Genomic DNA, 19,239 nt, shown 5'->3' with positions numbered 1-19,239 from the left:
GCGAAGCGACCCCAACCAAGCTGAACGCGTTCTGCCTGATGCACCGCGGGGTAGGTTTTAGGGCTGCTGCGCAGCCCAGCGGGAGCAAGCTCCCTCGCCACGGGTCCTTACCCGCCTCGCCTGTCAGCGCACGGCTGAAAAATGGTACATAGTTGAAGGAGCGGTCCTGACCGCACTACGACAGGGAGTCAGCTTTGGAACTAGCACCACCGTTTATCCTCCATGAAACGAACCATTGGACAGTCAACCATCACCTGGCGTCCGCCCTACCCGGCTACCTCATGCTCGGCGCCAAGGCTCATGTGAACTCATTGACCCAATTACCCGCCCCGGCGCTAGCGGAACTGGGTGGCCCGGGCGGTCGGGCAGATACAGCGTCTTGCTGTCATGGACATGAACGAACCCCGGCGCGTCGCCCCTCGGAGACGCATCCAGCCCTCCGGGGCCTGAGGAAGCGAGGATCACAAAGGATGCCGCCTCGATGAAGGGCTGGTAAACCGGATGGATATGGTCGACTTCCTTGAGGATCGAGGGTGTCGCGACGGGGCCGTAGAGGCTTTCCAGCGCCTGGGTGGTGGTGGTGATGTAGGCGCTGCTGTCGTTCTGGCGTTCCATGCTCATCTCCTCTGTAGCTGTTTAAAAATCGCATTCAGTTGCGCCGCGCCCTCTCAACCTTCCGACCCAACGACGCCCGAATCGACCGCTTTCAGGTCTTGGAGCTCATGCGCCCCTGGATCGCCACGCGCAAGCAACCCCAGGCAATAAAGCCGACGATCACGCCCTCGGCGACACCCACCAGTAAGTTGAAGGAAAAACTGAGCGGCTGTTCGGCCCAATAGAACGTCGTCGAGCCCGTTCGAAAGCCACTGACGCGCAGCCGTCCGGTAAAAATGGCCGGCACCAAGGTCATGACGTTAGTCAGCTCCAGCACCGCAAAGAAGGCGCCCAACAGCGTGAGCAAGGCACGTGCGGGCACGCCCAGTTTCTCGGTCGGCTCAGGCGTAGCAGCATCGCCCTTTTCCCGGCGCTGACGGGCTGCCCTTACTGCCTTGCCGCTGCTAGGGGCCGGAGTTGGCCTATAGGGCACCTTCACAACCGGCGCCGCCCCCTCGACGACCTCGGTGGGCAACGCCACGCCCAGGTAGTCGGCCAGCTCCCGCAGCCACAAGTCCGTGCGTTGACTGCCCGGCACCACCGGAACGTTGTCGGTGGTCAGGCGGTGCGCGGTGCCATCGCGCAGTATCAGCCACAGCTGGGTGCGAGCTCGCCCAGCCTGCGGGAGGCGGCGCAGTTCGAGGGATTTGGCAGCCTCGATCCGGAAGGCCGATTGCACACGCTCGCGACGCCCGAAAAAGTTACGGGTCAGGCGCTTGCCTTCGCCGTCGACCCGCGACAACACCAACGTCTCGTGGACGCCGGTGTACACCACCAGCAGCAGGCCAAGGGCAGGAATCAGCAGCCACAGCAGCACCATCAATAGAGCGGACAGTGGATCCACCTCAGCCATCAACGAGGCCCCGTCAACCATCACGAACACGGCGAACGCCATTGGCAAGATAAAGGCCAACGCCCCTATCACCAACACGACCAAGCTCTGCACCACGTTGCGCGAATGGATGTGCAGGTCACCCTGCGCCGTGCGCTCGAACCGATGTCCTATCAACATTGCATGCCTCCTGGTGCGTTGCTTTGCAGGCTGTTCGAGAGGCCAGGATGACGATTGGAACGCCTCGGGCCGGGATGGTGTTCCAGAGGCGCAGGATACCGGATGTCGCGGCCTCGGGGTTGGGGTGGGGTTTTCTGCGGTGTGAGTAACTGCTCCTACAGAAATGGATCACGTCGGTTCGTTTCCTCGGAGAATTCTCATGATTCCTACGAAGGCCTCGGAATCTCTCACCTTGTTCGTCTTGGGGGCGCAAATCTATAGTTCTTTCCGTCGCCAACCATGGTGATCAGGTTTGGCGACCTGCGTATCGGATAAGCCCTCTAACCAAATGGAGCAATCCCATGCAGAGATACATCCCCATCACCGGCATCGACTGCACCCCAGCCGCCCTGCTTATCGACACCCAAGCCCCCCTTGACGTCCTGCACGCAACTGCCGATTACCGTATCCGTACCGTGACCCAGGTATTGGAAAACATCGCGTTTCGCTCCGAGATTGCCAGCGATACGGTGGTGCTTTCGGATTTCGCGCAGCTTTTGGTGATTCCGCTGCGGGATGGGTGTGACTTGCTGGAGGTGATTGGTAGGCGACTTCAGGCGCAGGTCGAAAACTAATGGAACGACGGGCGCCTGAGAGCGCCCGTTTTCACGCAACTGCAGCATACAAATAGCGCCTACTGCCAGCCAGAGCGACACCATCAGCGATAAACAGATCAAAGACGAGGCATTAAGAGAGCCAAAGTGATTCTTGATGCCCTGAGAGGTCAATGACATGAGCGACAAATTCAATCCTGAGGATATGCCGGTCCTTAGCCTCGGCACTACCGGTACGACTCGTTACGAGGCTTCGCGTTTTCTCGATACCCCAGAAGCTATAGCGGCTTATCTGGCTGAAAGTATGAAAGCCGATGACACAGAGAGTCTTATTCATGCGTTGGCCGAGGTCGCAAAAGCTAAAGGTGTCAATAAAGTCGCCAAAGATGCCGGAGTTAATCGTGAAAGCCTTTATAAGGTGCTGAAATCTGGAGCAAAAACGCGTTTTGAAACCATCAGGAAATTGATGACCGCGATGGGTGTGGATCTCACGGTACAACCGATTAAAACATTAGCGGTGGCTTCCAAAGCTGCGGCTCCAAAAGCTGGAAAACCACCGGTCGCTGCATCAAAACCTACAGCAAAATCCGCTGCGAAAAAACCAGCCGTACCGGCGGCTAAAACAGACGCGAAACCTGCTGCGAGAAAATCAGCTGCGGTCAAACCTGCCACATCGGAAAGAACTCCAAGCCTGCCCGGTGTTGGCAATACAAATAACAAACGAGGGACCGATAAGGGAACGGAACTATTTTCAAGCAAATAAATCAGCCCCTTTCTTTTTTTCAAGGGATGACACGTTGACCTCCATGCTTGGTGCACCATGTGGTTTTCCCGCTGGCGCTGATACCTTCAACAACCAAAATCATCGTTATGGCTACTTCCTGATTGCGTCATCCCTGTGAGCCTCAAAGAATTGGGGCTTACCTGGTCCTCTTTTTCCTTCGCGTGCTGACTGGATGAGACTCATGTTCACTGCCGCCCGTTTGCCGCTGCGTAGTGGTCCAGCATCGCATCTGCGCGAACACAACCTGCTCATATTTCAGTACTTGCCTGGAAGAAGAAAATCTACCTCGTAGATCCCCCTTGCCGCGCGGACAATGGCAGGGTGTGCGACTGGCCTCACGTGACTCAGCTCCCAGGCTAGCCAGCCCTCTTCAAAATAGCTTGCACAGGCTGCTTCCATGTCAGCCAGGACGAAAGGACGCACGACTTTAACGCGTACGATTGCAACGGCTATACCGTCAGCATCTTCGTCTCCCTCGGCGTGGAGAAATCGTTTGTTTTCGACAATCAGCAGATCCTCGGCGGGATCTAGATCTGGATGCCAACGACGAACTTCAAGTGTTTTCTCGCCAGACGCGATTCGACCACCACTGGGTCGAACTATTGATAAGGCTTTGATGGATCTCTCCTGAAAGTCAGCGTACGACTGAACCGCTTTTTCGAAAGGGATAACGTGAAGCTGGAGACAGGCCACGATTTTGAATTCACCTGCAAAAAAGGAAACAGATTTTTTATCAGAAAAACAAATCTGTTCCTTTCTCCAGAATACCGTACGAGTAGAAGCAGCAAGCGTGGCGCGTGGCGCAAGTCGCGAAGGATATTACCCTCAAAAAGCACAGGGGTCGGCGGATGTTTGAGCCCCCTCCCCCGGCGCCGAGTGATCGAGCGCCAGGTGAGTCGACGGCAGAGGAGTCAATTGGTACAGCCAGTACCTATAACCTGGTACTCCATGATGTGCCGATCGCCCTTGGAGTCGTCGTAAGTCATCCGCACCGGCACTACGTCGCAGATATTGGGTATTGGAGTCATCGCCACAATGTGCGCGATATCCAGGTTCTGAGAGTAACGATAGGGCTCGACCCTAACTTGCGCCGCCTGAGTATCCTGTTCACCAGCCATGGCGACAGAGCCAAGGCAGCCCAGGAATAAAACGAGTAACAGTTTCATAGCAATCACCTGTAATGAGGGCGTGAGAAGGCCAAAGCATTCAATTTGTGCTCAGTCGTAATAAAGGTTTTGGGTGTAGCCCGGTCGCCGCCAGACGCCGGGCTGACTTACATCAGAAAGGCTTGGTAGGCAGGTACTTGCCGTCCAGGGTGATCACGGCGCGATGGCCGCCCTCCGGATCTTCGACTTTCTTGATGTCCAGCTTGAAGTTGATGGCACTGATGATGCCGTCGCCGAACTTTTCGTGAACCAGAGCTTTGAGGGTGGTGCCGTATACCGAAATCATCTCGTAGAAACGGTAGATGGTCGGGTCGGACGGTACGCCGTCAAAAAAGCTGCCGCGAATTGGCATCGATTGCAGCAAGGCGATCTGATCAGCATCGAGGTCGAGTTTCCTGCCCACGACATTGGCGGCGCTGGCAGGCAGCGGATGCTGGCCGAGCAAGGCAGCAGTGACGAAGGCTTCGGACAAGCCGGTGCCGTCAACGATTTCGGCGAAGGACAGGTCTTTGCGAGCCTTGGCCAAAATGATGGTTTCAGTCAGCTCCTGGCGAGCAGTGCGGGTGGCTTGAGTCTGGATCATGGCGTATCTCCTGGGTTAGCAAGGGTGCAGGTACGGGCTTCAGGCAACGTGCCTGGCGTGTTGGGAAACGGCGTGAACTTCGGGGTTCTCTGCGAGGGACACGAAGATCCCGGTACTGCCATCAAAGGCGTCGATACGCCCGCTCTCGATGTCATAGACCCAACCATGCAGGGTCAGGCGGCCTTCTTCGAGAGCCAGGCGAACGGATGGGTGTGTCTGGATGTTGGCCAACTGCGCGATGACGTTTTCGCGCACCATGGACGCTACTTTGCTCGGCAGATCCGGGTGTTTGCGGGCTTCGTTAACGACCTTGGCCGAGTCGGCGTAACGGAGCCATCCGGCAACGGCAGGCATGTGATCCAGGCACTTGCAAGTTGCCACGGCGGTCATCGCGCCGCAGTCGGAGTGGCCGCATACGACGATGTCTGCGACCTGAAGTGCGGCGACTGCGTATTCAACCGAGGCCGAAACGCCGCCCGGCTCTGGCCCATACGACGGCACGATGTTGCCGGCATTTCGAATGACAAACAGATCGCCTGGCTCGCGCTGGGTGACCAGCTCCGGCACCAAGCGGCTATCAGAACAGGAGATGAACAGCGCTCTCGGGCTCTGCTGATTCGCCAGGTCCTTGAACAATTTGGCCCGTTCAGGGAAGGCGTTTTTTTGGAATTTCAGAAAACCGTCGATGATCGCTTTCATGGTTGCTGTCTCAATGTCGCGGGTGTGAAACAAAGACTAAGCAACGCGTTACATAAGGTAAAAGTCTCATTTATTATGAGATAGATCAGATTACCTTATGGTAAAAACCATGCTTGCTCGACACGTCCAATATTTCCTCGCGGTTGCGGAACATCTCAGTTTTACGAAGGCCGCAGCGGCGCTGCACGTCTCTCAGCCAGCCCTTTCGCAGCAGGTGAGGCAGTTGGAAGAGAGCCTTGGAGCCCAGTTGTTCGACCGCTCAGGACGCACAACCCGTTTGACTGACGCGGGAGACGTCTATCTTCTGTATGCGCGCCGCGCTTATCAGCAATTGCGGGAAGCCAAAAGCGCCATCCATGATGTGAGCGACCTCACCCGCGGCTCATTGCGCCTGGCCGTGACGCCGACGTTCACGACCTATCTGGTAGGGCCGGTGATCAAAGCATTTCACTCCCGGTATCCTAAAATCACTCTCAACCTGAAGGAGATTTCCCAAGAGCGTATTGAGGAGCTGCTTTTGGCAGGCGAGTTGGACGCGGGGATCGCGTTCGATGAAATAAATACACCGAACATTGATGCCATCCCTTTGCTGAACGAAACCCTCGCTTTGGTGGTGAGTCGCCAACACCGCTTGGCCGAGGAGCGGTCCATTGGATTGCAGGACCTGAATGCTGAGTCCCTGATTCTGCTCAGTCCAGAGTTTGCAACCCGCGAACAAATCGACCGCTACTTCCGCACACACGCGATTCACCCTCAGGTGCAGATGGAGGCTAATGCCCTCGGCGCCGTGATCGAAATTGTTCGCAGGACAAATCTATCGACTTTATTGCCTGCCAAAATCGCGTTGGCCCATGATGATCTGGTGGCTATCGCACTGGAGCCCGAGCGCTTGCAACGCACCGCCGTCCTGATGCGGCGCAAGGATGCCTTTCAGAGCGCAGCGATGCGAGTTTTCATCGAAGTGGCTAAAGAGGTAGCCATTCAACTGAACGTGTAATCTGTCTAGCGCGCAAGACTCCAATCAAATCAATAACAACAGAGGCCGCAAATGCAGCCTCTCGGAGGGTCTAGTGAAATCGCCTATAGCATGGTCACACAACTTGCGACGGCACCTCGTTAATCGCCAACAACCTCAGAAATCAACAGTAGCCGACACCTTCAGCATACGCGGCGCCCCTTGGGTCAGATAACCACCATTAGCCGAGGCCCAGTAGTTCTCATCGGCAACATTCTCCAGCATCGCGTTGAAGGTCACCCCGCGGCCATCCATTTTCGTCCGATAGCGCGCGCCCAGGTCGACGCGGGTCCAGGCGGGGATGCTGTATTCGTTGGCGCTGTCAACGAACTGGCCGCCGGTGCGCAGTAGCAGGCCGTTCAGGCTCGCCCCGGGCAAGCCGGGCACATCCCAGTCGGCGCCCAGATTGAACTGGAATTTCGGCACCCCCACCGCCTGGTTACCATCGTCGCGACCGCCGGTGGTGCCGCTGAGTTCGGCTTTGGTCCAAGTGGCGCCGCTCAGCAGGCGCAGGCCGTCCAGCGGTTCGCCGAACAGGCTCAGTTCCACGCCGCGATTGCGCTGCTCGGCATCCACCCGGTAGTAGCCATCGCCGCCGAGCACGCCCTGGGGCTGCTCGATGCGGAACAGGCTGAGGCTGCCGCCGAAGGTGCCCCAGTCGAGCTTCGCGCCTATCTCGGTCTGCTTGGAGCGATAAGGCGCGAACATCTCGCCGTTGTTGAGTGCGGCGACGGGCGCGGTCGGGCCCTGCTGCAGAGACTCGACGCGGTTGGCATAGAGCGACAGGTACTCGGTGGGTTTGATCACCAGGCCATAGGCCGGCGTGGTGATGCTTTCCTGATAGTTGGAGGTGCGGGCACCGCTGGCCGCGTTCCAGGCGTCGGCGCCGATGGACTGGCGGCGCAGGCCCAGGGTCAGCAGCACGCGGTCGTCGAGCAAGCCCAGGGTGTCGGAGACTGCCAGGCTACGGTTCTGCACCTTGGCGGTGGTGTCCGGGTCGTGAATGTCGCCGGAGACGCTGGTGGCCGGCGGCTCGGCGACGGGTTGGCCGTCATACAGATTGCCGAAGCCGCGACTGCCCGCCGCGGTGGACTCGAACGCGTTGCGCTTCTCCTGCCAGATACCGTTGGCGGCCAGGTTGATGCGGTGGCTGACCGGCCCGGTGGCGAGTTCGCCGCGCAGCCCGGTGACGGCGCTGAGGGTTTCCTGGTCCAGCGGCGAATAGAGGCGGCCGATACGGGCGTCGCCATTCGCGCCATAGACGTAGTTGGAGGCGTAGACGCCGTTCTCCCGCGTGTATTTGCCGCCGGCGCTCAGGTAGGCGGTCCATGTGGGCGACAGGTCGTACTCGGCGCTGAACATGCCATAGGTGTCTTCGAGCTGCGACCAGCTCCAGGGTTGCGCGTAGTTGTGGTCGGCGTCGGGTGCCGACGGCGTCTTGCCGTTGAGTGTGCTGGTGGGCCCCGTCGTGGTCAGGTAGACCACCGAGCGTCCCTCATTGACCCGTTGCTTCTGGTAACCGAGATCCGCGGACAGGCGCAGACGGTCACCGCGATAGTCCAGCCCGAGGGTGGCCAGGCTGAAGCGCGAGTGCTCATCGTCCACCGCGGTCTCGCCCTCGCGCTGGGCCAGGTTCACCCGCACGCCGAAGCGGTTGTCCTCGCCGAAGCGCTGGCCCAGGTCGAGGTGCCCGCCTACCCGACTGTCGCTGGCATAGTCCAGGGTGGCGCTGCGCGTGGGGGTGTCCTCGGCACGCTTGGAGACCACGTTGATCGCCCCGCCGACACCGCTGCCCGACGGCGATACGCCATTGACAAAGGCGTTGGCCCCCTTGAACACCTCGACCCGCTCGACCGACTCGGTGGAGATGATCTGGCGCGGCAGAATGCCGTACAGGCCGTTGAAGGCAATGTCGTCGCTGAACAGCTGGAACCCGCGCACGACGAACACCTGGGAGAAGTTGCCGAAGCCGAACGACTGACGCACACCCGGATCGCTGGCCAGCACATCGGCCAGGGTCTGCGCCTGGCGCTTCTCGATCAGCTCGGAGGTGTAGCTGGAGAAGGCGAAGGGCACATCTTGCATGTCCTGGTTGCCCAGCACGCCGATGCGCGCACCGCGCGCCGCCTCCCCGCCGGCGTACTCGGCCGGCAGGTCGACACGGTCTTCGGCGAGCCCACTGATAGTGGTCGGGCCCAGCTCCAGCACGCCCTGCTCGGGCAGTGGCACCAGGGTGATGGTGCCGTCATTGCCGGCCTGGAAGGTCAGGCCGCTGCCCTCCAGCAACCGCTGCAGGCCGTCGACCACCGAATAGTCGCCCTTGAGTGCCGGCACCATGGCGCTGCCACGGGTCAGGCCAGCGTCATAGAGCAACCGCACGTTGGCCTGCTCGGCGAAATCGGTGAGTGCCGCGTCGAGCCGCTGGGCAGGCACGTCGAGCTCGACGGCTTGCGCCTGTGCGGTGGCCATGGCCAGGGGAAGAACGGCTAGCGCCGCGAGGAAGGAAGTCGACCGCATGCTGATGTCCTTGGCTTTCAATACGAAGAAGTCGCATTTGCAGGAACGGAAGACGAAGGCGGCGATGATTTCTGAACCATCGCCGCCTAAATATTTTCTTTTTTTGAAGGTACAGGCGCGGCGCGGGGCTCAGCGGGACGTGACCAGGATCAACCCCGGCAGGCGCACCAGACGCACAGGCAAGGTGGTTTCCACAGCGCTCAACACCGCCTGTGGGTCGTCAAGGGCGAACACGCCGGTCACCTGTAGCCGGCGAGCGGCTTCGTCGACAAACAGCACTCGCGCAGACTGGCTGCGCTCAAGCTCGGCGAACACTTGCTCCAGCGGCTGGTCGCGGAACACCAGCTTGCCGCGCTGCCAGCTCAAGCGCTGGCGCGCATCCAGTGCCTGCGGCGCCTGCAGCGCCCCGCCGCGCCACTGCACCTGCTGCCCGCCGACCACGGGCAGCGGTTCGCTTCCCTCGCTGGAGGCCAACACGCGGCCCTCGCTTACCGCGAGGTCGACACCGCCCTCCTCCAGACGCACATCGAAGCGCGTGCCAGTGACGCGGATGCGCGCCTCGCCGGCCCTGACAGTGAACGGTCGAGCCGGGTCATGGGCGACCTGGAAATCCGCCTCGCCGCGGTACAGCCTGACCTCGCGGCGACCGTCGATAAACTGCCAGTCCAGCGCCGAATCGCCGTTGAGGGTCAACAGCGAACCATCGGCCAAACGCACCTCGCGCACCTCCCCCGGTTGGGTGCTGATGTCGGCATACAGGCCAATCCAGGTGCCGCGCGGTAGCCACAGGGCGAGCAACAGCATCGCGGCGCAGGCCAGTGGAGCCGCCCACAGTCGACGACGACGCAGCACGCGCACCTGGGGCTGCTCGGCCGGACGTTCTATCTGGCCGAGCAACGACCACAGCCCTTCCACCTCCCGCAACGCCTGCTCGTGTTCGGGCGCCGCCTGGCGCCAGGCCTGCGCGGCAGCGCGATCGGCAGCGGTGGCGCGGCCAGAATGCAGCAGCACCTGCCATTGTCGGGCCTGGTCGAGAAGCGAAGGATGAGTCACGGCTGCGGGTCCATCTGCTGCTGGCAGTGTTCGAGGGCCTTCAGGATATAGCGTCCGGCCATGCTTTCCGAGACACCCAGGCGCTCGCCGATCTCACGCTGGGTCAGCCCGTCCAGGCGATTCCAAAACAACGCCTGGCGCAGGTGCGGTGGCAAATCCTGGACCACGCGCTGCAGTCGCTCCAGGCGCTGGGCGTCGCTTGCCGCTCGCTCCGGACCCGGCTGGGCACTGACCAATTCGATGGATAGCTCCTCCTCGACGGGGCGGGATTTTTGCTGACGGCGGTAGTCGATGATCAGGTTGCGCGCGATGCGATAGAGGAACGCACGAAGGTTGCCGATCTCCTGCCCGGATTCGCGCCTGCGAAAGCGCAGCCAAGTCTCCTGGCGCAGGTCGGCCGCCAGTTCTGCGCACTTCACCTGCCGTGTGAGGAAGTGCAGCAGCTCGCTCGAATGGCTCTCGAACTGGCCGTCGGTGGAATGAGGATCGGATGGCCTGGACACGCAAGCGACTCAAGCGAGGAAGAATCGCGAGAATATATCAAATGATAATGACTTTCAATTAGTGAGACATCTGCGAAAGACCACATCCTCGCCGCTGCTGGCAACCAGACTGAACCCTGTCTATTGTTTTTGGCGACGGAATAGCTATCGGAGGCATGGACATGAATCAGAGCATTTCGCCCGCCGCTTCAGCTGTGGGGAACACAGGCATGGTCGCCACGTCCTTGTGGGGCTCGGACAAAATCGGCGGTATCACGGTCGATCCGGACGGTGCTATCTGGCTTGGCGCTTATAGTCGCCTGGGACTCGGCGGCGAAGAGGATTCAGGCTTCACCGGCAGCCTGGTCCGGTTCAATGCCAACGGTAGCCTGGACCGCCACTTCAGTGGCGACGGTAAATCCCTCCTGCCTGTGGCGCTCGATATCGAGGACGGCGGTAATGCCGCGGTGCAGCCGGGAGGGGGTTACCTGGTGGCGCAATACGTGAAAGTAGGCGACACCTGGGTGTCGGGCGTAAGCCGTACCTTGGCTGACGGCAGCCTCGATACGAGTTTCGGGAATGGCGGCACCGCGACAGTGCCTTTCTACTGGAATGACTCTCTAGGCCAGCAAGCGTCGTTCTCCGTGCAACGCGACGGCAGTTTTTTCGCCAGCGCCGCGTATCCCTCTGGGGAGATCTATATCGCCCGCTTCGACGCGACGGGGGCCTTGGTCTCGTCTTTCGCAGAGGCCGGGATCCTGCACCTGCCAGCGTCCGTCGGCATTCAACCCAGCCGCACGATCGACGTTTCGCTGCAGGGAGACGGGAAGGTATTGGTCACGGGGCAGGATACCCTGACCCGCCTCAACCAGGACGGTACCCTGGACAGCAGCTTTGCCAACGGCGGCAGCCTGGCCCTGGATGTTCACGCAGACGCCCTCGTCCTCCAGGATGACGGCAAAATCCTCCTGGCGGGCGCCTCGGGCGGCGTGGCGACCGTCATCCGGCTCAACGCCGACGGCTCGCTCGACACCGGTTTCGGTAATCAGGGTCGGGTAAGTTGGGGCTCGCAAAGCGCGCCTTTCGCCGTAGCCGACATGGTCGTACTGGCCGACGGCAAGCTGTTGATTGGCGGAAGCCAAGGTACCAGCGCGGACGGCTATCTGGCCGCCCTGGTCCAGTTGAACCCCGACGGCAGCCTGGACCACAGCTTTGGCAATCCCGACGACGGCTATTACCACCTTGACGGTGGCCGCGATGATGACTTCTTGCTCGGTACCGCCTCGTTCGACGATGCGATCTTCGGCGGGGCCGGTGACGATCTGCTCGATGGCCAGCAAGGTCGTGACCTGCTGACGGGCGGTGCCGGGGCCGATACGTTCCGCTACCAGTCAGTCACAGACAGTTACCGAACCGCAACCGCGGCCCATAGCGACCGCATCACCGACTTCGACCCCACCACCGATACGATCGACCTCGCCTCCCTGGGCTTCCTCGGGCTGGGCAATGGACATGACGGAACGCTGGCGATTCGAGTCAATGAAAGCGGGACGCGGACCTACCTCAAGAGTTTCGATGCCAACGCGGATGGGGAACGCTTCGAAGTGGTCTTCGACGGTGACTTGAGCCAAGCGCTGAATGAAACCAACCTCCTGTTTCAGCCAGCCAGGCTGATGGGCACCGAAGAGGCCGATCGTTTACAAGGCAACGCTCGCGGCGAAATCATCGAAGGATTCGCGGGCGATGATCGCCTTTATGGAGCGCTAGGCAATGATGTATTGGTTGGCGCAGAGGGCCGGGACCTATTGACGGGTGGCGGCAACAACGATGTGTTCCGCTTCGACGTACTGAGCGACAGCTACCGTACCGCCACCGAAAACCACACTGATCGCCTGGTTGACTACACCGTGGGTGAAGACACCATCGATTTGTCCGCCTTGGGCTTTACCCGGCTGGGAAATGGCTACAACGGCACGCTGGACGTGGTTTTCAATGAAACCAAGAACCTGACTTACTTGAAGAGCTATGAAGCCGACGCCGATGGGGCTCGATTCGAGTTGAGCTTGGTCGGGGACCACTCCGGTTACCGTGACTTGGACATCATCTTCGCCGAGCCCCCGGCAGAGGAGGTCTTTCAGTTGGTCGGAGTGGCTGATTTATGGGTGTAGAACGCAAACCTGGTTATTCCTTGCCTTGGGCCGCATCCCGAGCGGTCTAAGGCGCTATCAGAGTCCTCGCTTCTTGTGATGATGGTGAGCTTGGCGAGGGCGGCCCTGAAGCCGTGGCGAACCTCTTCGCTCAAAGAGGGGATCCGTTCGGTACATTCCACTCTAAGCTACGTTTTCATCGTAGAAGGCGATGCGAAGTCCGGGCCTGTCCTTGGAGACAAGGATATTGATGCGATAACTTCGCCAACGGCCCTGTGCATCACGCAGCGTAATGTCCGTATCGCCGATGGGGAGGATTTCGGGGTCATCCCACCATTCCATCGTTTGTGGGACGGCTTGAAGAACCTCGTTGAGGATGGACTTTAGGATCGGGCTCTTCCCTCCCGTCAGATAGTCATGGCGCGCCTTGAGCAGGACAAGCCTCGCGGCGAACTGCCAGTCTTGAATCTTTTGCCGGTAGTGGTCGGAAAAGAAAACGATGCGGATCATATTCGGTCGCGGCAATGCGAAGTCTTCAAACAGGATCCTTGCCGCTTCGTTATGGGCCAGTACATCCCAAGAGCTGTCCATTATGTAGGCGGCTTGATCGAGAGCATTGATCATCCTTACGAGCGACTGAGGAAGCTCAGCACTTTCAGCCCCATCCGCAAATGTCTCACGGCCGGCCAGGGCAAAAAGGTGCTCCCGTTCGGCTCGGTCGAGCCGAAGCCCTCGCGCCAATCGCTGGAGGAAGTCGTCCGATACCGCGATGTCGCGTCCCTGCTCAAACCAGGTGTACCAGGTCAAGCCGACACCCGCCAACGCGGCGACTTCTTCACGACGCAGGCCCCTGGTTCGACGGCGGCGCCCCTGCGGTAGGCCAAGCGATTCTGGAGACGTGCGCTCGCGACATTGGCGGATGAAGTCCGCAAGCGCCTGTCTGGCCGGCACACGCGTTAATCGATCAGACGTCACTTCACACCTCCTAAAGCATCACTTTAGTAACAGCATAAATGCCCCATTGTAACAGGATGTATTGCGGGTAATCTCTGGGGCACGAAGTGATCGAATGTCAAACTCGGGAGGTTGGATCGTATGCTCCTCTACCAATTTCAAAAGGGCACGAATCCGCGGCGCGTTATCATCTACCTGAGCGAAAAGGGGATTGACGTTCCGCGATATGAACTTGATTACGCCGGCGGAGAGCACAAGTCGCGCGAATACCTCGCAATCAATCCCAGCGGACGAGCCCCGACACTCCTCACCGATGAAGGTGTGCCCATCACCGACTCCGCCGCCATCGTCGAATATCTGGAGGAGCTGTATCCCGACACGCCGATGATTGGGACGGACGCCATTTCTCGATCAAAGATACGGTCGCTTGAACGCCTGGGCACTGATCTGGTAGTCCGGGCTCAGCTTTGGCTGTGGAACGTGACCCCATCCTTTCCTGCCAAGGAGCCGTCCCCGTCACCGGAGGTTGCTGAAAAGCTCTTTGGGTACGTCACCGAAATACTGGATGTCCTGGAGACGACGATCGGAGATAACGAGTTCCTGGCAGGAGACAAGCCTTCGATCGTGGATTGCACGGTATTTTCAATTTTTCAAACATGCCGGGAGAGATTCGACCACCCTTTCGGCTCCGCTCACCCGCGCCTTGACGCCTGGTACAAGAAGTTTCGCCAGCGGACGAGCGCCGACTACTGAGAGGCCAGTGATTTGAACACGCCCAAGGCCATAAACTGCAACTCAAAGAGACTGAAGGCAAACGACGGCCCCGTCTTCGTTCCGATCAGACCCTCCAGAATCAGAATGGCAATCGTCATGACTGTATTCGTTTACCCCATCGTGACGCTCCTGCTCTACGCATTGAGTCCGCTGGCCGACAATTGGGCTGTGTGGCATCGAACACTGGTTCTAACGCCGATCACCGTAAGCCTCATTGTCTTTATCGTGAGCCCGTTGATCACAAAACACTTTGACTGGTTCCTGCGTCCTCGCTCAGCGCCGGGATGCATCGTAATGTCTCGGCCGAAACAACCGCCTAGGCCGTCGGCACCGTTCCGCCGTCGATCACAAACTCACTTCCCGTGATAGATGAAGCTCGCGGCGAAGCCAGAAAGCCAATCAGGTCGGCCACCTCTGACGGGGACGAGGGGCGCCCGAGCGGGATGCCTCCCAGGGCTTGCATGATGATCTGCTTGCCGCCTTGATAGTCAGTACCGGCTTCCTGCGCGAGTCGCTCGGCCAAGGCGACCGAGGCTTCGGTTTCCACCCAGCCCGGCGAAACCCGGACAACACGGACGCCCTTGGGCGAAACCTCTTTCGATAGGCTCTTGCTGTAAGTCGAAAGCGCAGCCTTGGCCGCTGCGTAGGCTGTCGTAGCTTCCGGCAGCGGCAGCCGACTCTGGATGGAGGTCACGTGGAGGATGACCCCTTCCTTTCGCTCCAGCATATCCGGTAGCAAGGCGCGATCCAGACGCACGGCCGGAAACAGATTCAGATTGAGCTCACGTTGCCACTGCTCTTCGTCCAGTGCCGCGAAGCCGCCGCCGGGTGCCGAGGAACCACCCAGGACGTGGACAATGATGTCCACACTGCCCAATCGCTGCCTGGTCGCGGCGACGACCGCATCACAGCCTTCCCGGGTCGAAAGATCGGCCTGGACCAAGAGGTTATCCGACAGCGTACCGCTTGCCTTCCGAGCGGAGGTAAGCACCTGCGCGCCCTCCGCCAGGAACAGCTCGACTACAGCCTTCCCGATGCCTTTGGTGCCTCCGGTGACGAGGACTCGCTTACCACTCAAGCCAAGGTTCAGCATGGCGTGATCTCCAGAGCACCTATTCGATCGCCCTCCAGAGTGAAGACGTGACTCAGATGAACCGGGCCACCAGGAAAATCGCCAGTAAGCCGTGCGATGACAGTCAACTTGCCCTCCCCCAGCAGCGCCTGCAAAGGTTGAACGTCAAAGGAGAACGTCCGCCGGACCTCCTGTTGCCAAGCTTCGATGGCCTGAATGCCCTCATGCGTCTGGTTTTCATCGAACACCGTGGCCTGTGGGCAGAAGCAGCTCGCAAGCTGTGATACGTCGCCGCCATTGCTGATATTGAAGTACGTCTCAACGACGTCGGGAAGCTGAAGGCTCATTGGCCGGTCTCCTGGATGGATTGCTGGGAGCGATCTTGCTACCTGACCGATAGTTTGCTCAACTGGGATAAACTTTATGGCCTATCCCAAAATCCAGGATAATTCATGTCAGATACTCGTCTAGGCCTGAGCGAGCTGGACGCTGTCCTAGCGGTTGCCCGCAGGGCTTCGTTCCGACAAGCCGCCATCGATCTCAATGTCTCGACCACCGCGCTAAGCAGCACCATCGCCAAGCTGGAAGCGAGCCTCGAAACGCGGTTGTTCAATCGTACGACGCGTAGCGTGGCCGTTACCGAAGCGGGCAGGATCTTTCTGGAGCAGGTGGGGCCGGCCCTGCAGGATTTGCGTACTGCGCTCGACGCGGTGCGATCTCACAATGCCGGTCCTTCGGGCACGCTGCGCATCAATGCGTTCGCCAGCGCAGCTCGAGCGGCACTGCTGCCGTTGATGATGGAATTCCTGCGGCATCATCCGAAGGTACACATCGACCTTGTCACCGAAGGCCGCCTGGTGGATATCGTCGCTGACGGCTTCGATTTCGGCGTCCGTTCCGCGAGCCTCGTACCGAGCGATATGATCGTGATCCCCCTCGGCCTGCCGCAGCGGTATGCCGTGGTCGGTACACCGGCGTACTTCGAGCAATACGGTAGGCCACGGACGCCGCCTGATCTGCTCAACCATCGGTGCCTGCGTGTTCGTTTGCCGAATGGGGCGATTTTTCCTTGGCATTTCGAGCGCGATGGGGAAGTGACCAGGCTCGATGTGAGCGGCCCGCTCACGCTCGATGAACCGAGCGTCGTCAAGGCAGTGGTGCAGGAAAGCATGGGGCTCGGCTTTTTCATGGAGCAGGACGTTCAGGATGAAATCCAGGCCGGACAGTTCGAGCGAGTGTTGGAAGATTGGACACCGCCCAGGGACAAGCTTTGCCTGTACTACCCGAACCGTCGCAACCCCTCTGCCGCGGTCAAGGCATTCATCGCCCTGGCTCGCGCCAATCCGTCCGCCCAAGAATGATCGATCTGCCGCGCCTTGGCATCAGGAGATCAAGCCCAGCGTCAATGCTTTCAGAGTCGCGGCAGCTCGGGTCGAGCATTCCAGTTTGCGAAATATGCTTTCCATGTGTGTGCGAACGGTGCTCGGACTGATGTCAAGCAGTCGCGCCACCTGCTTGTTACTGGCGCCACGGCTGATTTCCAGGAGCACATGACACTCCCGTGCGGTGAGTAACGAACTCTTCGGCTGATGAGTCCGACGCTCGCCACGTGCAGCGGCGATAACCGCTTCGCATACAGCCTTGTCGAACAAACCACTGGCGGCATCCTGCTCCAGCAGTCTGGCCGCCTCCGATTCGCCGTAGGCCGCCCTCCAGGGCCTGGCTTCCCTGAGTGCGACCCAGGCTACGGAAGTGGCGAACAGTCGATGCTCGGCACACAGTGCATCCCCCATCACACCTCGAAAGTAGCCACTGCCGTTGAGCCGTTCGTAGGCATGGGCGGCAATCTCGGCAGGCACGGCCAGTTCACTGATAGGCCTCAGCGCCTGTTGCGTCCAGTAGGGAACCAGGTGCACCCGCTCCGCGGCGCTATAAGGCAGCGCCCCGGCGGTGTTCCAGAGTTGGTTGGAAACGGCTGCCCGACCCAGACCGTAGACAAGCGCCGCCTTTCCGAGCGCTATCAGGGTGGGTTCACCTAGCCCCCACAAGCGCGCAGTCTCCATGGCGACATGCGCCACCCGCCGCGAATGCCCCGCCAGCCAGGGTAGCTTCAAGTCAATCACGTCCCCCACCAAGGTCAGCGAGACGGAGCGTTCGGCCTCCCCATGGACCGGGTTTTGAGAGCGGCCATCCAGGTCTGCCAGCCACGCCCTGGCGTTATCCATGAGCAACGACGCGAGGGCAGCGGGATAGCGCCGATCCGACTGGTCGCGGATCCAGCGCAGCGCCGCGTCCAAGCCATGTGCTCGACTGAGAATATCCAGATCACCGGCAAGCACCACCTGATAGGCGACCTCCGGAATGTGCTCATGGGTCAAGCCCAGCGGCCGGCCAGTCCCATCGTAGGTTTCGAATACGCGGCACAAGCCTGCCTCGACAGCGGCCCCCAGTTCGAGGGTTTTCGCGACTTCGCCGGAGACCTCGCAGTGCACAACGGCCAGCGGGGTCGCCTGATGCACCGCGTTCATGGCCTCTTTGCTCAGGGTCAGGTCGAGCATCGCGCGGCGGCCATCGACGTCATCACCGAGCAGATCCGCAAACCCTTCGGCGTTGGCGGTGCAGCCGGACCAGCGCAGCAAGGCGACCTGCTCCGCCACCCTCAGGTGCTCGCCATCGCCGTGTGAGGCCTGCGCCAGACTGCGCGCCAGTGCGGCAACGCGTCGGGAATGCCCGAGTGGCTGGCCCATGCTGAGGTCCCCGACCTGGCCGATCGCCTGCAGCGCCGCGCTCAATGAAATGTCCAGTTGCAACGCACTATCCATGAAAAATGCCTTGGGGTCGGATAAATGACCGATGCCCACGAAGCAGGCCAGTCAGCAGAATTGAGCCCCCACACAGGAGTTCATGCCATGAAAACATTCAGATCAAAAGCCGTCACCGTCGCCTTCGCCCTTGCAAGCACATTGGCCGCCGGTATCAGCCAGGCCCAAGATACAACGCCTTCGGTGGTCATCGTACACGGCGCATTCGCCGACGGCTCCGATTGGGCCAAGGTCGTGCCGCTTCTGCAGGCCAAGGGGGTCGCCGTTTCGGTCGTGCAAAACCCGCTCACCTCGCTTGCCGACGATGTCGCTGCCACGCAAAGAACGCTGGACAATCAGCCGGGCCCGGTCGTGCTGGTCGGTCATTCCTGGGGCGGCACCGTGATTACCCAGGCCGGCAGCGACAAGAAAGTCCGTGCCCTGGTGTACGTCGCCGCCTTCGCTCCCGATGCCGGTCAAACCAGCGGCGAACAAGGCAAAGGCGCGCCCACTCCCCCGGGTATCAGTCAGATCAAGGCTGACGGCAACGGTTTCCTCTACTTGACCCCGGAAGGCATGGCCAAGGACTTCGCCCAGGATCTTCCAGCGGCGCAGACCGCCGTGATGACCGCGACGCAAGGCCCCATCAAGGCATCCGCGTTCGAGGACAAAACGACCGTCTCTGCCTGGAAGACCAAACCGTCCTGGTATCTGCTCGCCACCGAGGACCGGATGATCCATCCCGATGTCCAGCGCTCCGCCGCCAAGCGTATCGGCGCCACCCTGGCGCAGGTGCACACCAGCCACGTGCCCCAGCAGTCGCAGCCAGCCGAAGTGGCCAAGGTGATTCTCGATGCCGTGAAAAGCGTTGGCGAACAGTGATCGCCGCGGCCCCCCGGATAACCCTGAACCCAGCCGCTGCATCGATATGGA

The 19,239-nt window shown here is 60.2% G+C and carries 20 protein-coding genes and 2 pseudogenes; 8 read left to right on the top strand and 14 right to left on the bottom strand.

The features are described 5' to 3' along the window. Window positions 1-194: 194 nt before the first annotated feature. Window positions 195-353: pseudogene (locus TK06_RS32885) on the top strand (HIT family protein); the annotation flags it as partial. Here TK06_RS32885 and TK06_RS02055 read toward each other — a convergent pair. Next, window positions 349-615 (bottom strand): annotated as a pseudogene (locus tag TK06_RS02055) (pyridoxamine 5'-phosphate oxidase family protein); the annotation flags it as partial. The pseudogenes TK06_RS32885 and TK06_RS02055 sit on opposite strands and share 5 nt — an antisense overlap. A 91-nt stretch (window positions 616-706) precedes the next feature. Then, window positions 707-1,666, bottom strand: coding sequence for a hypothetical protein (locus TK06_RS02050; protein WP_063320593.1), 960 nt, complete (start codon window positions 1,664-1,666; stop codon window positions 707-709). Window positions 1,667-2,007: 341 nt separating this feature from the next. On the opposite strand from TK06_RS02050, the gene TK06_RS02045 reads away from it, so the two are divergent. Further along, a complete protein-coding gene (locus TK06_RS02045; RefSeq protein WP_063320592.1) occupies window positions 2,008-2,280 on the top strand; it encodes a hypothetical protein in 273 nt (90 codons plus the stop codon). Window positions 2,281-2,437: 157 nt separating this feature from the next. Beyond that, complete coding sequence (locus TK06_RS33165) at window positions 2,438-3,022, top strand: addiction module antidote protein (protein ID WP_086936546.1); 585 nt, start codon at window positions 2,438-2,440, stop codon at window positions 3,020-3,022. Window positions 3,023-3,298: 276 nt separating this feature from the next. Here the strand turns inward: TK06_RS33165 and TK06_RS02035 are convergent, their stop codons facing one another. The 4 genes from TK06_RS02035 to TK06_RS02020 form a co-directional block, all read right to left on the bottom strand. Further along, on the bottom strand, window positions 3,299-3,736 hold the full coding sequence (locus TK06_RS02035) for an ASCH domain-containing protein (RefSeq protein ID WP_238992581.1): 438 nt from the start codon (window positions 3,734-3,736) through the stop codon (window positions 3,299-3,301). A 218-nt stretch (window positions 3,737-3,954) separates the two neighbouring features. Beyond that, window positions 3,955-4,209, bottom strand: a complete 255-nt coding sequence (locus TK06_RS02030; protein ID WP_063320590.1) for a DUF2790 domain-containing protein — start codon at window positions 4,207-4,209, stop codon at window positions 3,955-3,957. Window positions 4,210-4,321: 112 nt separating this feature from the next. Next, on the bottom strand, window positions 4,322-4,792 hold the full coding sequence (cynS, locus tag TK06_RS02025) for a cyanase (protein ID WP_063320589.1): 471 nt from the start codon (window positions 4,790-4,792) through the stop codon (window positions 4,322-4,324). 39 nt (window positions 4,793-4,831) lie between these two features. After that, a complete protein-coding gene (locus tag TK06_RS02020) occupies window positions 4,832-5,491 on the bottom strand; it encodes a carbonic anhydrase (protein ID WP_063320588.1) in 660 nt (219 codons plus the stop codon). Window positions 5,492-5,600: 109 nt separating this feature from the next. Between TK06_RS02020 and cynR the strand changes: the two genes are divergently transcribed. Next, window positions 5,601-6,488, top strand: a complete 888-nt coding sequence (gene cynR, locus TK06_RS02015; RefSeq protein ID WP_063320587.1) for a transcriptional regulator CynR — start codon at window positions 5,601-5,603, stop codon at window positions 6,486-6,488. Window positions 6,489-6,623: 135 nt separating this feature from the next. On the opposite strand, the gene TK06_RS02010 is transcribed toward cynR, so the two are convergent. From TK06_RS02010 to TK06_RS02000, 3 genes are all read right to left on the bottom strand, one after another. Next, entirely contained in the window at window positions 6,624-9,023 is a 2,400-nt protein-coding gene (locus TK06_RS02010; RefSeq protein WP_063320586.1) for a TonB-dependent receptor, read from the bottom strand. A gap of 129 nt (window positions 9,024-9,152) precedes the next feature. Continuing rightward, window positions 9,153-10,076 carry a FecR family protein gene (locus tag TK06_RS02005; protein WP_063320585.1) on the bottom strand — a complete coding sequence of 308 codons (924 nt, stop codon included), beginning with the start codon at window positions 10,074-10,076 and terminating at the stop codon, window positions 9,153-9,155. After that, window positions 10,073-10,579, bottom strand: coding sequence for an RNA polymerase sigma factor (locus tag TK06_RS02000; RefSeq protein WP_063320584.1), 507 nt, complete (start codon window positions 10,577-10,579; stop codon window positions 10,073-10,075). Before TK06_RS02000 ends, TK06_RS02005 begins: the two co-directional genes overlap by 4 nt. Before the next feature lie 209 nt (window positions 10,580-10,788). Between TK06_RS02000 and TK06_RS01995 the strand changes: the two genes are divergently transcribed. Then, window positions 10,789-12,726, top strand: coding sequence for a M10 family metallopeptidase C-terminal domain-containing protein (locus TK06_RS01995; RefSeq protein WP_238992580.1), 1,938 nt, complete (start codon window positions 10,789-10,791; stop codon window positions 12,724-12,726). A gap of 162 nt (window positions 12,727-12,888) precedes the next feature. Here TK06_RS01995 and TK06_RS01990 read toward each other — a convergent pair whose 3' ends face one another. Further along, window positions 12,889-13,680 carry a helix-turn-helix domain-containing protein gene (locus TK06_RS01990; RefSeq protein ID WP_086936545.1) on the bottom strand — a complete coding sequence of 264 codons (792 nt, stop codon included), beginning with the start codon at window positions 13,678-13,680 and terminating at the stop codon, window positions 12,889-12,891. A gap of 120 nt (window positions 13,681-13,800) precedes the next feature. On the opposite strand from TK06_RS01990, the gene TK06_RS01985 reads away from it, so the two are divergent. Next, on the top strand, window positions 13,801-14,412 hold the full coding sequence (locus TK06_RS01985; RefSeq protein WP_063320581.1) for a glutathione S-transferase family protein: 612 nt from the start codon (window positions 13,801-13,803) through the stop codon (window positions 14,410-14,412). Here TK06_RS01985 and TK06_RS33160 read toward each other — a convergent pair. From TK06_RS33160 to TK06_RS01975, 3 genes are all read right to left on the bottom strand, one after another. Then, the gene (locus TK06_RS33160) at window positions 14,406-14,531 is read right to left on the bottom strand and encodes a hypothetical protein (RefSeq protein WP_259332198.1); all 126 of its coding nucleotides are present in this window, start codon (window positions 14,529-14,531) and stop codon (window positions 14,406-14,408) included. The genes TK06_RS01985 and TK06_RS33160 overlap by 7 nt on opposite strands. A 218-nt stretch (window positions 14,532-14,749) precedes the next feature. Beyond that, window positions 14,750-15,526: an SDR family oxidoreductase gene (locus tag TK06_RS01980; RefSeq protein ID WP_063320580.1), complete on the bottom strand. Its 777-nt coding sequence runs from the start codon at window positions 15,524-15,526 to the stop codon at window positions 14,750-14,752. Next, window positions 15,520-15,852 (bottom strand): nuclear transport factor 2 family protein, encoded by a 333-nt coding sequence (locus TK06_RS01975; RefSeq protein ID WP_063320579.1) that lies wholly within the window; start codon window positions 15,850-15,852, stop codon window positions 15,520-15,522. The genes TK06_RS01980 and TK06_RS01975 overlap by 7 nt, the downstream gene beginning before the upstream one ends. A 105-nt stretch (window positions 15,853-15,957) precedes the next feature. Here TK06_RS01975 and TK06_RS01970 point away from each other — a divergent pair, with 105 nt between their 5' ends. Beyond that, a complete protein-coding gene (locus TK06_RS01970; protein WP_063320578.1) occupies window positions 15,958-16,866 on the top strand; it encodes a LysR family transcriptional regulator in 909 nt (302 codons plus the stop codon). Between the two features lie 21 nt (window positions 16,867-16,887). Here TK06_RS01970 and TK06_RS01965 read toward each other — a convergent pair whose 3' ends face one another. Then, window positions 16,888-18,327: an HD domain-containing phosphohydrolase gene (locus TK06_RS01965; protein WP_063320577.1), complete on the bottom strand. Its 1,440-nt coding sequence runs from the start codon at window positions 18,325-18,327 to the stop codon at window positions 16,888-16,890. Window positions 18,328-18,414: 87 nt separating this feature from the next. On the opposite strand from TK06_RS01965, the gene TK06_RS01960 reads away from it, so the two are divergent. Beyond that, entirely contained in the window at window positions 18,415-19,188 is a 774-nt protein-coding gene (locus tag TK06_RS01960) for an alpha/beta hydrolase (protein WP_063320576.1), read from the top strand. Window positions 19,189-19,239: the final 51 nt, after the last annotated feature.

The sequence above is a fragment of the Pseudomonas fluorescens genome (assembly GCF_001623525.1).
GTDB classification, from domain to species: Bacteria; Pseudomonadota; Gammaproteobacteria; order Pseudomonadales; family Pseudomonadaceae; genus Aquipseudomonas; species Aquipseudomonas fluorescens_Q.
This window is presented reverse-complemented; position numbering and strand designations above follow the sequence as displayed.

What these genes read in the sequence shown, in the direction of transcription:
- TK06_RS02030 (WP_063320590.1), bottom strand. Translation starts at nt 4,209, where the DNA reads ATGAAACTGTTACTCGTTTTATTCCTGGGCTGCCTTGGCTCTGTCGCC.
- TK06_RS02010 (WP_063320586.1), bottom strand. Translation starts at nt 9,023, where the DNA reads ATGCGGTCGACTTCCTTCCTCGCGGCGCTAGCCGTTCTTCCCCTGGCC.
- TK06_RS01985 (WP_063320581.1), top strand. Translation starts at nt 13,801, where the DNA reads ATGCTCCTCTACCAATTTCAAAAGGGCACGAATCCGCGGCGCGTTATC.
- TK06_RS01975 (WP_063320579.1), bottom strand. Translation starts at nt 15,852, where the DNA reads ATGAGCCTTCAGCTTCCCGACGTCGTTGAGACGTACTTCAATATCAGC.
- TK06_RS01980 (WP_063320580.1), bottom strand. Translation starts at nt 15,526, where the DNA reads ATGCTGAACCTTGGCTTGAGTGGTAAGCGAGTCCTCGTCACCGGAGGC.
- cynS (WP_063320589.1), bottom strand. Translation starts at nt 4,792, where the DNA reads ATGATCCAGACTCAAGCCACCCGCACTGCTCGCCAGGAGCTGACTGAA.
- TK06_RS02045 (WP_063320592.1), top strand. Translation starts at nt 2,008, where the DNA reads ATGCAGAGATACATCCCCATCACCGGCATCGACTGCACCCCAGCCGCC.
- TK06_RS02050 (WP_063320593.1), bottom strand. Translation starts at nt 1,666, where the DNA reads ATGTTGATAGGACATCGGTTCGAGCGCACGGCGCAGGGTGACCTGCAC.
- TK06_RS02020 (WP_063320588.1), bottom strand. Translation starts at nt 5,491, where the DNA reads ATGAAAGCGATCATCGACGGTTTTCTGAAATTCCAAAAAAACGCCTTC.
- TK06_RS33160 (WP_259332198.1), bottom strand. Translation starts at nt 14,531, where the DNA reads ATGACGATTGCCATTCTGATTCTGGAGGGTCTGATCGGAACGAAGACG.
- TK06_RS01995 (WP_238992580.1), top strand. Translation starts at nt 10,789, where the DNA reads ATGGTCGCCACGTCCTTGTGGGGCTCGGACAAAATCGGCGGTATCACG.
- TK06_RS01960 (WP_063320576.1), top strand. Translation starts at nt 18,415, where the DNA reads ATGAAAACATTCAGATCAAAAGCCGTCACCGTCGCCTTCGCCCTTGCA.
- TK06_RS33165 (WP_086936546.1), top strand. Translation starts at nt 2,438, where the DNA reads ATGAGCGACAAATTCAATCCTGAGGATATGCCGGTCCTTAGCCTCGGC.
- TK06_RS01970 (WP_063320578.1), top strand. Translation starts at nt 15,958, where the DNA reads ATGTCAGATACTCGTCTAGGCCTGAGCGAGCTGGACGCTGTCCTAGCG.
- TK06_RS01965 (WP_063320577.1), bottom strand. Translation starts at nt 18,327, where the DNA reads ATGGATAGTGCGTTGCAACTGGACATTTCATTGAGCGCGGCGCTGCAG.
- cynR (WP_063320587.1), top strand. Translation starts at nt 5,601, where the DNA reads ATGCTTGCTCGACACGTCCAATATTTCCTCGCGGTTGCGGAACATCTC.